This is a genomic window from Paenarthrobacter sp. NPDC057355 (genome assembly GCF_042667405.1).
GTDB lineage: Bacteria > Actinomycetota > Actinomycetes > Actinomycetales > Micrococcaceae > Arthrobacter.
Genome location: NZ_JBHVAL010000010.1, coordinates 54,124 through 67,490, shown reverse-complemented (window position 1 = coordinate 67,490; position 13,367 = coordinate 54,124). Strand labels below are relative to the sequence as shown.

The following is a 13,367-nucleotide window of genomic DNA, read 5'->3' as shown; positions in this document are numbered from 1 at the left end:
TGATGACGAGCTTGGTTGAGAGGGAGAACATGACGGAGCAGTACAACAACATTCTGGTGGAACGGCGTGGGCGGGTGGGCTTGGTGACCCTGGACCGGCCGTCGGCGTTGAATGCGCTGAACACTGCCCTGATGAACGAACTCGTTGACGCCGTGCGGGCCATGGATACCGATCCGGAGGTTGGAGCCGTAGTGATCACGGGTTCCGCCAAGGCATTCGCGGCCGGCGCCGACATCAAGGAAATGTCGTCCAACAGCTACATGGAGATGTACGCGGCGGACTGGTTCCGGCACTGGGAGGACCTTACCCGCCTGCGGATCCCCGTGATCGCCGCGGTTTCAGGCTTTGCCCTGGGCGGTGGTTGCGAGCTGGCCATGATGGCCGACTTCATCATCGCCGGGGACAACGCCAAATTCGGCCAGCCTGAAATCAACCTTGGCGTGATCCCGGGCATGGGCGGCTCGCAGCGCCTCACCCGGGCTGTGGGTAAGTCCAAGGCCATGGACATGGTGCTTACCGGACGCTTCATGGATGCCGAAGAGGCTGAGCGCGCCGGACTGGTGTCCCGGATCGTGCCGGCCGCTGACGTCATCGATGAAGCCGTCAAAGCCGCAGAGGTCATTGCCTCCAAGTCCAAACCCGTGGCGATGATGGCCAAGGAAGCGGTCAACGCGGCCTTCGAAACCGGCCTGGCGCAGGGCGTGCTCTTTGAACGCCGGATCTTCCACTCACTCTTCGCCACCGAGGACCAGAAGGAAGGGATGGCCGCGTTCAGCGAGAAGCGCCAGCCGGAGTTCAGGCACCGGTAGCTCTGAGGCCGCATTCAGAACTTCGGTCGTTCGATCCGCCCACGTCGGATACGGCCGATGGAGGACTGATGCTTGCGGGCGCTCTAGATAGGACTTCTGCATGGAGCGGACCCTATGATCCGGGTATGACTGCTACGGACCTTTCGTTCCTTACTGAGGACCTTCAACGTGGAGCTCGGTGCGACCCGAACGGTGAAGTGAGTTGGCCGATTTCCCAAGCTACTGCCGCCATCGAGGGACTTGCCGGCTCAGGGCGGCTGGTTCTAGGACTGGATATTCGGGACTACCAGAATGACGGCACGTTCATCGAGGTACCTTGGGCGTCCTACACAGGATCCGATGTGGAAGAAGCCCGCGCCTTTGCAGTATCAGTCCTCAGCCAAGATGATCTTCCTGGCGACTGGGTCCTCATTACTTGGTAGGCCATCCCTGCTCACGGGCAAAGTCAGGAATGCGTTAAGGATGATCACCGGGAAGCCGTAGGGCTTATTCGCTGCTGCGCCGTCGAAGGCTGGCGGCACGGTGCTTGCTTGATTGGCTAGCCCAAGAGGATTCTTCGATAGCGACGATGATCTTATGGTCAACACCGCCGCTGATGGAATGCTTGCCAGCGGAACTGTCGCAAGCAGAGTCCCAGGCGCCATGGACAGCTCAATTTCTCGAGCCCCCAGTTCTGCTCTGACGACTTCATAAGGACGTTCCAGACACGCAACCAACCCAGTCGGTGTCTCCGTATCCAGCTGTCTTTGAGGCCTCGTTTCATTCCCGACATAAAGGACGTCGCCGACAAGACCAAGCCATGAGCCTTCCCCGAGCCATAGTATTCGGGTCCATGATTCGTCCATCAGATCAGTGTGAGATACGAAATGCGGATTGCCTAAAGGGAAACGGCATAGCAGGTCGAGGCAGGAAGGTGAGAGCGGCTGGAATCGACGGTAGACCCCCCAAGAAAATTCCTGACCTACGCTGCGAGACCAACGGCCTCTGGCTTTGCGCATAGGCCAGGCCCATCCGTCCCGTTAACAGGATCGGCGCGCGCCCGGGAGCGAAGAATAGGGCGGCGATTTTCCTATGAGCGTCCTTGTCTTAGCGGGATGGTATGAATGGGTCATGTTTCAGAAGCCTCCGAATGTTGCCCTAGAACACTTCACCAGCACTACACAGGACTTGGCCCGCGCGGTTATGGCGAGTAAGTATCTGACCCTGGAGCTGCACTTCAGTCTGGAGGGCTTCATCGCCCGTGACCCGGAAGGTGTTCGGATCCTAACTGCCGATATCGGCGTGCGAACGGATAAGAAGACTGGAGACCGCGTTGGGGCATTGGAACGGTTGCGTGAACAGCGAACCGAACCTGGATTTCCACGCGCGATCTCCGTGTATCAAGCGAAGAATTGCATCATCCAATACGACAACGAGCGTGACGGCAAGGCCGCGCCTTTCTACTTCGTTGATCGCCCCCACCCAGGAATCGCTGAAGACGTCTGACAGGCTCCTCCTCGTACGTACCGCGTCGTTCCACCGGGATAAACGTGGGCATCGAGTCGAAGTCAGCTCCGGAGGCAATGGCCAAACCAGGACACCAGGCCCCGACGCCAGGTAGTTTTCACGCCTCAGGCCGGGGCGGCCGACGGGTCCAGGGCGGCGTCGAAAAACGTAAGTTCCAGCCGGACCGCCTCGCGGAACGTCTCTGTGACGCGCGCGCGGATCTCCGGCGATTCGGGTTCGACGGCGTTGAACTCCTCCCGCAGCCACGTCACCCAGGCGTTGTATTCGGGATTGTTGTGGAGACGGATCCATTCCGAGTGTTTCGGCGCGGCCGGCCACGAGGCAGGATCCCCTGCCCGTGCCGCCCAGTCTCCGTAGAGCCACTCGGCAACGAGGAGGACAGCCAGGACGTCGGGGTAGGAGCGGCTGGTCAGGGCGCTTCGCATGAGGGCGTCGAAGTCGCGGGTCACACTTCCGAGCGCGGGCTGAGTCCGGTCGGCCTCAGGGATGTCCAGTTCATCGAAGCAGTCCTGGAAGTAGGTGTTTTCATCCGAAGCGAAGGCGCCCAGGACCCGTGCGAACACCAACCGCGAGGACAGCGACGGGGCGGACGCGACCGCTTGTCCAAGAAGCGCTGTGAAGGCATCACAGAACTGGTAGTCCTGGACGAGGTAATGGCGCCGGTGGTCATCGGAAAGGGACCCGTCCAATAACTGGCTCACGAACGGATGGTTGACCGCGGCATCCCAGTTGTTGATGCACTCGTGCTTGAGTTCCTCGGCAAAGCCCACGTGTTTCCTCCTCAGTTATCTGCATTCGGAGCCTAGCAGCGTAGCCCGACCGCCACCGAGGCAGCCTTCGGTTCACGGACGTTATATTGTCAGTGCCTCCTGCCAGAGTTAGGTCATGGAGCTAATCGAGGAGAGGCAAGCGGGCGCAGAAGTGGCGCTTGGGCGCCCTCGCGCTGCCATGGATTCCGTTCACTCCAGCGGTCGTTCAGCCAGCACCGTCAGCGCCGACCTCATCGAGCAGCTGCGTGTCTTGGAGGAGATGAAGTCGGCTATCTGCGGTTTGCAGGCGCGGGTTGCTGTCGCTTTCGATCTTGCCCAGCGCGCCGAACAAGCCGAAGCCGGTATCCCTGCATCGGAGCGTGGCAAGGGCGTCGGTGCACAGCTTGCGTTGGCGCGTCGTGAATCGCCCAACCGTGGATCACGACTGCTTGGTTTGGCGAAAGCCCTGGTCATGGAGATGCCGCGAACCTTGGCGGCCTTGAACTCCGGCCAGCTGAACGAATGGCGCGCCACGCTGCTCGTCAAGGAGACAGCCTGCCTCAGCGTGGAGGATCGGGTCGCGGTGGATGAGGAACTCGCGCCGGACACCGGGACCTTCGAAGGCAAAGGGGATAGGGCAGTCATCGCGGCGGCAAAAGCTGCCGCGTACCGTCGCGATCCGCGGTCGGTCGTTGGACGTGCCAGTCGCGCTGCCTCCGAGCGGACCGTCAGCCTGCGACCGGCGCCGGACACAATGACCTACCTGACCGCCCTGCTACCTGTCGCCCAAGGAGTGGCGGTGTACGCCGCGCTGAACCGCGCTGCAGATTCGGCCCGTTCCACCCGGCCTGTGGAGTCTGGCGGGGTTGTCCCCACCCGCGGTCAGATCATGGCTGACACGCTGGTTGAACGCGTCACCGGAACGCCGGGCGGGTACACGGGGATCAACCTGGACCTCGTCATGACGGATCGTTCCCTGTTCCAGGGCGATAGCGAACCCGCGCGGCTTCAGGGTTACGGGATCGTCCCTGCCGCATGGGCGAGAGCGGCCGTCGGTGGAGAACAGGTCGCTGGTGGGGAACCAGCCGTCCCCGACGAAGAGTTCCAGGTCTGGCTTCGCCGCCTCTACACCGCGCCGGCCACGGGGGAGCTCCTGGCCACTGATTCCAAGGCCCGGCTCTTTACCGGGCGGCTCCGTCGCTTCATCGAGACCCGGGACCATACCTGCCGGACGCCCTATTGTGACGCGCCCATCCGGCATATCGACCACATCGTGCCCTGGCGTTCCGGGGGCAAAACCAACTTCGCAAATGGTGCAGGACTGTGTGAAGCATGCAACCACACCAAGGAGCAGCCGGGGTGGGCCACCCAAGCTGTACACGCTGACGTTCAGACCCTCGAAATCAGGACCCCCACCGGGCATAGCTACCTGTCAAAGGCCCCGCCCCTTCCCGGGGACCGCCCCTCCAGAACGTAAAACGCTCGTTCAGCTCTCAGTCCTCGAAGTCCCCGGCATCCCTGCGGAAGGCGCCCAACACGCGGATGAGGTGATCGACGTCGTCGTCCCTGAAGCCCGACTTGCCGAAAACCTCGGTGTTCAGCGCCGCCGTCGCCTTCTTTGCCACGGTGCGGCCCTCAGGCGTGAGCTCGATCAGGGTGGTGCGGCCATCGGTAGGGTGCGGGGAGCGGGCCACGAGGGCGGCTTTTTCCAAGCGGTCGACGGCGTTGGTCACCGAGGTGGGATGCACCTGCAGGAGCGCACTTGCTTTGTTCATGGGCAGCGCGCCGCTGCGGGCGAAACTCAGCAAGGCCAGGAGTTCGTACCGGGCGAAGGTCAGGCCGAAGGGCTTGAGCACGGTTTCGATGCGGGCCAGCAGGATCTGCTGCGTCCGCATGATTGCCGTGATGGCGGCCATGGGCGCCGCGACGTCTCCCCAACCGTGCCGCTCCCAGTTGCGCTGGGCGTCGGCGATGGGATCGCGGGGGAGTGGGGTGCCCATGGGCCTCCTAAAGGTGGGGTGCCGGCTGCTCGACGTGCCTAGTCTTTCAGATTCGGGAACTCTTCTTCGGTATATTCCACGCCCAAACCTGAAGGCAAGGGGCCGTCTCCATGCCGCTGGACTTCAGATCCACGGAGCTCTACGCGACGGATCTTGCCCGAAATGGTCTTGGGCAGCTCGCCGAACTCGAGCCTCCGGATCCGCTTGAACGGTGCCAGGTGTTCGCGGCAGTATCGCAGGATGTCTTCCGCCACCGCAGGACCGGGTTCGTAGCCGGCGGCCAGCACCACGAAGGCTTTCGGAACCGACAACTTCACTGCGTCAGGGGACGGTACGACGGCGGCCTCCGCCACTGCGGGGTGCTCGATCAATACGCTTTCGAGCTCGAAAGGCGACAAGCGGTAATCCGAGGACTTGAAGACGTCGTCGTCCCGACCCACGTAGGTGATGACGCCGTCGGCATCCCGGCTGGCCATGTCGCCCGTGTGGTAGTAACCATTCCGGAAGGCATCGGCGGTTTTGGCCTCGTCGCCGAAGTAGCTCTTCATGAGCCCCACAGGCCGGGGGTCCAAGCGCAAGCAGAGTTCGCCGTCGTCGGCTTCTTCACCGGTGAGCGGGTCCACCAGGACGACGTCGTACCCGGGGAGCGGGCGCCCCATGGAGCCGATTTTCACCGGCTGGGCCGGCGTATTGGCGATCTGGACCGTGGACTCGGTCTGCCCGAAGCCGTCCCGGATGGTCACGCCCCACGCCTCTTCCACCTGGCCGATGACCTCCGCGTTCAGGGGCTCGCCGGCCGAGACAACTTTGCGCGGCGGGTTGGTGAGTTGCTTCAGGTCAGCCTGGATCAGCATCCGCCACACGGTGGGCGGCGCGCAGAAGCTCGTCACGCCCTCCCGGCCCATCTGAGCCATGAGTGCCGCTGCATCGAAGCGGTCGTAGTTGTAGATGAAGACCGTGGCCTCAGCGATCCAAGGTGTGAAGACGTTGGACCACGCATGCTTGGCCCAACCCGGGGAGGCCACATTCAGGTGGACATCGCCCGGTTCCAGGCCGATCCAGTACATGGTGGACAGGTGGCCCACGGGGTAGGACGTGTGAGTGTGCTCCACCAGCTTGGCGCGGGAGGTGGTCCCGGACGTGAAGTAGAGCAGGAGCGTCTCATCCGCGCGCGTGGGGGCGTCCGGCGTGAAGTCCGTGCCGGCGTCGTACGAATCCGCGTAGTGTTTGGCCTCCGGGCTGGTGCGTTCCGCACCCACCTCAATCAGTTGGTAGTCACCCTCGACGGCGGCAAACTTGCCGATGTTTGCGCTGCCGACGGCAACCCAAGCCGCGCCGCCGCGCTCAACCCGGTCCTGCAGATCCCGGGCGCCCATGAGGGTGGTGGTGGGGATCATGACGATGCCCAGCTTGATGCCGGCCAGCATGAGTTCCCAAAGCTCCACCTGGTTGCCGAGCATGATGATCATGTGGTCGCCGCGTCGGACGCCCTGTCCTCGCAGCCAGTTGGCGAGCTGGGAGGACCGCTCAGAGAGTTCCTTGAACGTGCGCCGCGTGGAGCTGCCGTCCTGTTCGACAATCACCAGGGCGGGTTGCTCGCCCCTGCCAGGATCGGCGGCCAGCTGGTCGAACCAGTCGAGGGCGAAGTTGAACTCCTCGAACCGTGGCCATTGGAATTCCTTGTGGGCCGTTGCGTAGTCTTCGCGCAGTTCCAGCAGCCGGTCGCGGGCCGCACGGAAGTCCTCTGTGACTGTCATAGTCCGCCTTTCGCCTTCGGGTTGCCCGGCACCGTTGCCTTGGCATCCCGCCTAGTGATCCACATCACCTTGCAATATACTAGGACATCCAAGGGTTTGGAAGAGCCTCCCGGCACATGACGAAGGGGTCTAATGCTCGATCAAAAAGCTGCCGCCACCGTTACCAGCGGTCCAGCGTCGGAACGCGTCCTCCCTCCTTACCCGGAGGCGGACCTCATGCACGTGATTGATCTGCTGCCCGAGGGTGAGCGCGAGCGGTATCTGCGCACCAGGGAGTTCCTGCAGGAGCGGATCCGCGGAGCCAGCATCGAATACTGGAACCGGGAGGAGTTCCCCTTCGGCTTGCTCGCGGAAATGGCCGGGTACGGGCTGGGTGGGCTGCAAACCGACGGTTCTTCCCAGCTGTTCAAGGGCCTGATGTACACCGAGGTGGCCCGCGCCGACGTCTCGCTTTCGGCCTTGGTGGGTATCCACAATGAACTCATCGTCGGCATGATCCACGAGCTCGGCTCCCCGGAACAAAAGCGCACCTGGCTGCCCGGCCTGCAGGCGTTCACACAGCTGGGAGCCTTTGCGTTGACCGAACCGGACCACGGTTCGGACATCGCCGGAGGACTTTCGACGACGGCTCGGCGCGACGGCGGCGAATGGGTCATCAACGGTGCCAAGCGCTGGATCGGGGCCGCCACGATTGCCGACTTCGCCTTGGTCTGGGCCCGCGATCATTCCGATGGCCACATCAAGGGATTCATTGTGGAATCCGACCGCCCCGGCTACTCCGCCACGAAGATCTCCAACAAGATCGGCCTGCGCATCATGCAGAACGCGGACATCGTCCTGGACGAGGTCCGCATCCCGGCGTCGAACCTGCTGCCCGGCGCAAGCGAGTTTTCACGCGCCAATGACCTTCTGCGGGATTCCCGTGCCTGGGTGGGGTGGCAGGCTGCCGGCATCCAGTTGGCTGCCTTTGATATAGCCCGGGCCTACGCTTTGGAGCGGAAGCAGTTCGGTAAGGAACTCGCGCGGTTCCAGCTGGTGCAGCAGCAGCTCGCCGACATCCTGGGCAACGCCAATGCATCTTTGTCCATGATGGTTGAACTCGCGCGTATCCAGCAGGCAGGCAGGCTTGAGATGGTCCAAGCCGCCATGTGCAAGGCCACCACCACCCGCTTGGCGCGCTCCTCCGTGGCGATGGGCCGCTCGCTGCTGGGCGGGAACGGGATCACCACGGATTACGAGATGGGCAAGCTCTTTGGCGACGCCGAAATCCTCTTCACGTATGAGGGCAGTTACGAGATCAACTCCATGATCGTGGCCCGCGCGGTGACGGGAAAGTCGGCGTTCGTTTAGTCGGCGTTCGTTTAAAAGGGGAAGGGCATCCCCTCGCCGGTAGTGCATTGGCGAGGGGATGCCCTTGGTGCTAGGAAATGCGGGTCGCGGACAGGGTGGAAGCGGAGGCCGCCGGTTCCACCGGCGCGGGGTCGGCCGGTTCCGCGGTGGCGGCGGCAGGCGCCGGTGCGGCGTGTTCGGCGAGGACTCCGGTCTTGTGCCTGATGCGGAGGCGGTAGAGAAGCGCCCCGCCCACCACAACTGCGGCAACAAAGATCACGCCGCCCCACTGCAGGTACCACTCAAAGGGTGGGACGGAGTTGTAGATCTCCGGTCGCGGCCACACCAGGTTCAGCGTCATGGCCCCGCCCCAGAGGACGGCCAGGATATTGATGGGCAGCCCCCACTTGCCAAGGCTGAATCCGGGTTCAGATCCGTCGTCCTTCAGTGGCCACTTCTTGAGGAACCGGCGCCGCAGCATGGGTACCGTCACCAGCAGGTAGGACAGGTAGATCAGCACGATGCTGATGCTGGAGAGGATGGTGAAGATGGCCGGCTGGGAGATGTTGACGATCAGCGGAATGACAGCGACTACGCCGATGACGATAGCGGCCACCGTGGGGGTTTTCCGGGTGGGGTGCACTTTGCTGAGCTGGCGGCTGAAAGGAAGGTTGTTGTCCCTGGCCATGGCGAACATCATCCGGATGGCTGCTGCGTGGACGGCCAGGGTGCAGACCACTACTGCCACCACGATGCAGGCCAGGAAGGCCTTGCCGAAGGGCCCGCCCAGCACGGAGAGCACAATGTACTGCAGGCCGCCGTCGGCAGCTCCGAGCTTGGGATCGGACAAGTCCGGGGCTGCGAGGATTCCACCAAGGAGGAGCAGCCCGCCCAGCACAAAGGATGCCGTCACAGCGCGGAGGATCGCCTTGGGGGCTGTCCGTTTGGGGTCTTTGGTTTCTTCGCCCAGCGAGCTCGCGGTGTCGAATCCGTACATGACGTAGCCGGACGCCATGGCGGCGATAAGGAAGACGCCGAAGAAGCCCAGAGGGTGTCCTTCGCCGAAGCCAGCGGTATCCAGGAGGACCTCCGGTCCGCGTACTGCGTGCCAGATCAGTGCCACGATGAGCAGGACGGCCGCAACCAGTTCCACGAACACGCCCACGCTGTTGATCATGGTCATGAGTTTTACGCCGAATGCGTTGATGAGGGTGGAAATGGCGATCATGATGCTGGCCAGGAGAACGCCGTTGACGGCGAAGTCGTACGGGCCGGTTCCATCGCCCACCATCTGGAAGCCGCTCCAAATTTGCGGCAAGGTGATCTGGAGGGCCAGGGCCACGGAGCCCAAGGCCATGATGGAGGACAGCAGCAACAACCATCCCGCCAGCCAGGCCCACGTTCCGGTGGAGAGCCTCTTGGCCCAGTTGTAGACCGAACCGGCCACCGGGTAGCGTCCGGCCAACTCCGCAAAGCACAGCGCGACCATCAGCTGGCCGACAAAGACGATGGGCCAGGACCACGCATACGCAGCGCCGGTCGTGGAGAATCCGAAGTAAAACAGTTGAAAGACGCCGGTGAGGATGGAGATGTAGCTGACGCCGGCCGCGAAGCTGGCAAACTTACCGATGCTGCGGTCGAGGGTCTGGGCATACCCAAACTCGTCCATGCCGCTTGTATCGCTCTTGCTGGGTCCTGATTTGCTGGGTTCTAACATTCGAACTCCTAACTCAGACATGCACGAATGGTGATGACTTGCGGCCGCCATTGGACGCAGTCGAATCAAAAGGCCGGGCACCACTGCGTGCCTCCGGCTGTTTCCCCGTTGATGTTGCGTGGCTGGCCAGGCGCTCGATGTAGTCGGCGCCCGGGCCAGGTCCGCCAGGCCATCACCCTGTAGGTGTGGCGTGGGTCATAGAAAGCAGGTTAGTTCAGTTTGAACAGGCGTTCAAGAGATCGCATGAACAAATGTTCAAAAGTTTGCGGTGTTACGGCTCAGGCAAGCGACAAGCTGAAGTCCGCATCCGCCGTCGTGCTTTCTGCCGAGCGGCCGGCGCGGATGAGGTCAGCGCAACGCTCACCAATCATCATGACGGTGATGTTCGGGTTAACCGTGACATGCTCCGGCATGACGGACGCATCGGCGACCCTCAGGCCGGTGACTCCCTTGACCCGCAACTCCGGATCCAAAGGCGACATCTCGTCGTCGTGCGATCCCATCCGGACTGTTCCCACCGGGTGGTAGACCGTGTTGTGGGTCTTGCGAATGTACTCCCGCAGTTCTTCGTCCGTCTGGGCCTCGACGCCGGGGGAGAGCTCCCGGCCCGTCCACTCCGCCAGTGCAGGTTGGGCGGCGATCTCGCGGGCCTTGCGGATGCCGGCAACCATGACGCGCATGTCGTGGCCCTCCGGATCCGTGAAGTAACGCGGGTCCACCATGGGCTTGTCGCGGAAGTCCCGGCTGCGCAGGCGTACGGTGCCGCGGGAGCGTGCGTGCGTGACATTCGGGGTGAGGCTGAAACCGTTCTCGGTGGTGGGGTAGCCGTGCCGGAGCGTGTTCATGTCGAAAGGGACCGAGCCGTAGTGCATCATCAGGTCCGGGCGGTCCAGGCCGTCCTCGGTAGGGGTGAAGATGCCAATTTCCCACCACTGGGTGGAGGACTGGACCATGGGCTGCTTGGCCTCGAACTGGACCACGCCCTCGGGGTGGTCCTGCAGGTTCTCACCCACGCCGGGGGAGTCCACCAGTGCCTCGATGCCATGCTCCGCGAGGTGCGCTGCCGGACCGATGCCCGAAAGCATGAGCAGCTTTGGCGAATCGATGGCGCCCGTGGAGAGGATGACCTCGTGGCGGACGGACAAGCGGTGGGTGCGGCCGAAGGCCGAATCGACGACGTCGACGCCGGTGCAACGCTTGTCGGCGTCGAACACCAGTTGGCGGGCCCTCAGGCCGGTCAGGAGGGTGAAGTTGGGGCGATCGACGATGGGGTGGATGTAGGACACCGAGCTGGAGGAACGGGTTCCGTCGGCGCGGCGGTTGATCTGGAAGAAGTTCGCGCCATTGACCACGGTGGTGCCGGTGTTGAACTTCGCCCGGGGAATGCCCGACTGTTCGCAGGCGTCCAGCAGGGCGACGCCAGCGGGGTCGGCCGGCGGCACGTTCATGAGGTGTACGGGACCTGAGTCTCCGTGGTGCGGAGCGTCCGGTCCGGCGTCCTCGTTGGTCTCAAGGCGCTTGTACAGCGGCCAGGCGGCGTCGGCGTTCCATCCTGCCGCGCCGTACTTCGATTCCCACTCGTCCAGGTCCTCGCGGGGCGCCCAGAAAGCAATGCAGGAGTTGTGGCTGGAGCAGCCGCCCATGACCTTGGCGCGGGCGTGACGCATGAAGGAGTTGCCGTTTTCCTGCGGTTCGATCGGGTAGTCCCAGTCGTAGCCGGATTCCAGCAGTTCCATCCAGCGGTCCAACTGCAGGATCTCGGGCAAGTTGCGGTCGTCCGGGCCTGCTTCAACAAGCGCGACCGTGACATCCGGATCCTCGCTCAACCGTGCGGCTACAGCTGCACCCGCGGACCCGCCGCCTATGACGACGTAGTCGAAGGCGCGCTCGCCGAGGTCCTCAATGTTGTCGAAGTGCATCTAGTTCTCCTTGCCGTGGTCAGCGAACCAGCCGGTCACCTGGGGCTTGGTGTTCTGGCAGATGTGCTTGGCTTCCTGGTACTCAGCCAGTCCGGTGGGGCCGAGTTCCCGGCCCACTCCCGATGCGCCGAATCCGCCCCACTCTGCCTGCGGGAGGTAGGGGTGGTAGTCGTTGATCCAGATGGTGCCGTGGCGGAGCCGGCCTGCCACGCGCTGTGCTTTGCCTGCGTCCTGGGTCCAGACGGCTCCGGCCAGGCCGTAGATGGTGTCGTTGGCAATGGCCACGGCTTCGTCCTCCGTGCTGAACGTTTCCACAGTCACCACCGGGCCAAACGCCTCGTCGGTGACTACGGACATTCCCCGGCTGACACGATCCAGGATGGTCGGCTGGTAGTAGAAGCCGGCGTCGTACTTTTCGCCTTCAGGTGCCGAACCGCCGGTCCGCAGCCGCGCGCCTTCGGCGATGCCGCGCTGGACGTACTCGTGGACCTTTGCGCGGTGCTCGGCGGAGATGAGCGGGCCGGTCTCGGCGTCCTCGTCGAAGGGGCCGCCCAGGCGGATGGCTTCGGCGCGGCGGACCAGCTCGTCAACGAAGCGCTCGGCGATGGACTCCTCCACCACGAGGCGGGCGCCAGCTGAGCAGACCTGGCCGGAGTGGAGGAAGGCGCCGTTGAGGGCGTTGTCGACGGCGGCATCGAAGTCAGCGTCCGCGAAGATGACGTTGGGGTTCTTGCCGCCCAGTTCGAGCGCCACCTTCTTGACCGTGGCGGCGGCCGCAGCGGCGATGCTCTTGCCGGTTTCCAGGCCACCCGTGAAGGAGACGAGGTCGACGTCGGGATGTTCCGTGAGCGGTGCGCCCACCTTCCGGCCGGGTCCGGTCAGAAGGTTCGCGACGCCGTCGGGGAGGCCCAGATCCTTCAGCAGCTGCATGGCGAGGATGGCAGTCGAGGGTGTGAGTTCCGCCGGCTTGAGGACGAAGGAGCAACCTGCGGCCAGTGCTGGGGCGATCTTCCAGGCTGCCTGCAGCAAGGGGTAGTTCCATGGCGTAATGAGCCCACAAACGCCTACGGGTTCGTAAACGATGCGGCTGACGACGTCGGGGTTTCCGGCGTCGACGACGCGGCCCGGTTGCTGGCCTGCGAGCCTGCCGAAGTATTCGAAGCAGGCGGCGATGTCGTCGATGTCGATCCGGCTTTCGACGATGCGCTTGCCGGTGTCGAGGGATTCTGCACGGGCGAACTTCTCGCGGCGTTCACGCAGCCCGGCGGCAACCTTGAGCAGGAATGCGCCGCGCTCAGGTGCCGGCACGGAGGACCATACGCCGGAATCGAAGGCCGCGCGGGCTGCGGCGATGGCACGTTCTGCGTCGTCGGGGCCGGCCTCGGACACGGTAGCGACCACCTCGCCGTCGGCGGGGTTGTGGATGTGGCGGACTTTGCCGGACGCGGACGGCTCCCAGGAGCCATTGATGAAAAGCGTAGCGGCGGAGTCGGAAAATGTGGCTTGGGTCATACGAAGCAGGTTAGTTCATCTTGAACATCTGTTCAAGGAAAATTATGAACAGATGTTCAAGTCTCGGTT

The 13,367-nt window shown here is 63.4% G+C and carries 11 protein-coding genes; 5 read left to right on the top strand and 6 right to left on the bottom strand.

All coding sequences use genetic code 11. From position 1 onward, the window contains the following. Positions 1-29: 29 nt before the first annotated feature. The 3 genes from ACFUOZ_RS12815 to ACFUOZ_RS12805 all read left to right on the top strand — a co-directional run bounded on the left by ACFUOZ_RS12815 (position 30) and on the right by ACFUOZ_RS12805 (position 2,294). On the top strand, positions 30-809 hold the full coding sequence (locus tag ACFUOZ_RS12815; RefSeq protein ID WP_377548787.1) for an enoyl-CoA hydratase: 780 nt from the start codon (positions 30-32) through the stop codon (positions 807-809). A 125-nt stretch (positions 810-934) separates the two neighbouring features. Next, positions 935-1,231, top strand: coding sequence for a hypothetical protein (locus ACFUOZ_RS12810; RefSeq protein WP_377548608.1), 297 nt, complete (start codon positions 935-937; stop codon positions 1,229-1,231). A 688-nt stretch (positions 1,232-1,919) separates the two neighbouring features. Then, positions 1,920-2,294, top strand: a complete 375-nt coding sequence (locus ACFUOZ_RS12805) for a hypothetical protein (RefSeq protein ID WP_377548605.1) — start codon at positions 1,920-1,922, stop codon at positions 2,292-2,294. Between the two features lie 125 nt (positions 2,295-2,419). Here the strand turns inward: ACFUOZ_RS12805 and ACFUOZ_RS12800 are convergent, their stop codons facing one another. After that, complete coding sequence (locus ACFUOZ_RS12800) at positions 2,420-3,085, bottom strand: TenA family protein (protein ID WP_377548603.1); 666 nt, start codon at positions 3,083-3,085, stop codon at positions 2,420-2,422. A 178-nt stretch (positions 3,086-3,263) separates the two neighbouring features. On the opposite strand from ACFUOZ_RS12800, the gene ACFUOZ_RS12795 reads away from it, so the two are divergent. Beyond that, entirely contained in the window at positions 3,264-4,541 is a 1,278-nt protein-coding gene (locus tag ACFUOZ_RS12795; protein WP_377548785.1) for an HNH endonuclease, read from the top strand. Between the two features lie 16 nt (positions 4,542-4,557). Here ACFUOZ_RS12795 and ACFUOZ_RS12790 read toward each other — a convergent pair whose 3' ends face one another. Then, positions 4,558-5,064, bottom strand: a complete 507-nt coding sequence (locus ACFUOZ_RS12790; RefSeq protein WP_377548601.1) for a MarR family winged helix-turn-helix transcriptional regulator — start codon at positions 5,062-5,064, stop codon at positions 4,558-4,560. A gap of 38 nt (positions 5,065-5,102) precedes the next feature. Then, a complete protein-coding gene (locus tag ACFUOZ_RS12785) occupies positions 5,103-6,821 on the bottom strand; it encodes an AMP-binding protein (RefSeq protein ID WP_377548598.1) in 1,719 nt (572 codons plus the stop codon). A gap of 132 nt (positions 6,822-6,953) precedes the next feature. Here ACFUOZ_RS12785 and ACFUOZ_RS12780 point away from each other — a divergent pair, with 132 nt between their 5' ends. Further along, positions 6,954-8,171: an acyl-CoA dehydrogenase family protein gene (locus ACFUOZ_RS12780; RefSeq protein WP_377548595.1), complete on the top strand. Its 1,218-nt coding sequence runs from the start codon at positions 6,954-6,956 to the stop codon at positions 8,169-8,171. 70 nt (positions 8,172-8,241) lie between these two features. Here ACFUOZ_RS12780 and ACFUOZ_RS12775 read toward each other — a convergent pair whose 3' ends face one another. The 3 genes from ACFUOZ_RS12775 to ACFUOZ_RS12765 form a co-directional block, all read right to left on the bottom strand. Beyond that, positions 8,242-9,867 carry an APC family permease gene (locus ACFUOZ_RS12775; protein WP_377548593.1) on the bottom strand — a complete coding sequence of 542 codons (1,626 nt, stop codon included), beginning with the start codon at positions 9,865-9,867 and terminating at the stop codon, positions 8,242-8,244. A gap of 278 nt (positions 9,868-10,145) precedes the next feature. Then, positions 10,146-11,786 carry a GMC family oxidoreductase gene (locus ACFUOZ_RS12770; protein ID WP_377548590.1) on the bottom strand — a complete coding sequence of 547 codons (1,641 nt, stop codon included), beginning with the start codon at positions 11,784-11,786 and terminating at the stop codon, positions 10,146-10,148. Continuing rightward, positions 11,787-13,298, bottom strand: coding sequence for an aldehyde dehydrogenase family protein (locus tag ACFUOZ_RS12765; protein ID WP_377548588.1), 1,512 nt, complete (start codon positions 13,296-13,298; stop codon positions 11,787-11,789). Between the last annotated feature and the right edge of the window lie 69 nt (positions 13,299-13,367).